This is a genomic window from Oceanicola sp. S124 (genome assembly GCF_000220565.1).
Lineage (GTDB): Bacteria > Pseudomonadota > Alphaproteobacteria > Rhodobacterales > Rhodobacteraceae > Pseudooceanicola.
This window is the reverse complement of record NZ_AFPM01000315.1, coordinates 1-743: the sequence shown is the minus strand read 5'-3', so window position 1 is coordinate 743 and position 743 is coordinate 1. Positions and strand designations below refer to the sequence as shown.

General features: G+C 68.1%; 1 pseudogene. It reads right to left on the bottom strand.

The window, feature by feature from the left end:
* Positions 1–743, bottom strand: a pseudogene (locus OS124_RS27645) (hypothetical protein); the annotation flags it as partial.

The following is a 743-nucleotide window of genomic DNA, read 5'->3' as shown; positions in this document are numbered from 1 at the left end:
TGCCGTCGCCCAGCAGATCGCCGGTCAGGCCACCTGTCAGGCCGTCGACCAGATCCGTCACACCGCCAAGCGCACCGTCGCCCAGCAGATCACCAGTCAGGCCTCCAGTCAGGCCGTCGAGAAGGTCCGTCACACCGGAGAGCGGTCCGTCCTCGCTGCCACTGCCCTCGGTGTCGCCGAGCAGCCCGGTGCCGGTCAGCCCTCCGACCAGTCCGCCCGCGCCGGTCACATCGGCCAGCATCCCCTCATTGCCCACCAGGTCTCCCACCAGCCCTTCCGAGCCGGTGATATCGCCAAGCAGCCCGGAATTGCCGGTCACATCGCCCAGCAGGCCACTGTCGGCAATCAACCCGTCCAGCAGGCCGGTCTCGCTGGAGATGTCACCGCTACCAAGAAGCGGCTGGCCCAGAAGGTCGGTTCCGAGGTCGCCGAGGGCCCCCTCGTCCCCCGCCAGATCGCCCAGCAGGCCATCCGAGCCGGTCACATCCCCCAGCAGGGCGCCATTGCCGGTCAGCCCGCCAAGCAGACCCTGGGCCGAGATCAGCGGATCAAGGAACCCCTGATCTCCGGCATCGGAGGCATCCGTCGGGTCGGTCGCATCCGTCGGGTCGGTCGCATCCGTCGGGTCGGTCGCATCCGTCGGGTCGGTTGCATCCGTGGATCGGTTGCATCCGTCGGATCGGTTGCATCCGTGGGATCGGTTGCATCCGTGGGATCGGTTGCATCCGTCGGATCGGTCGCAT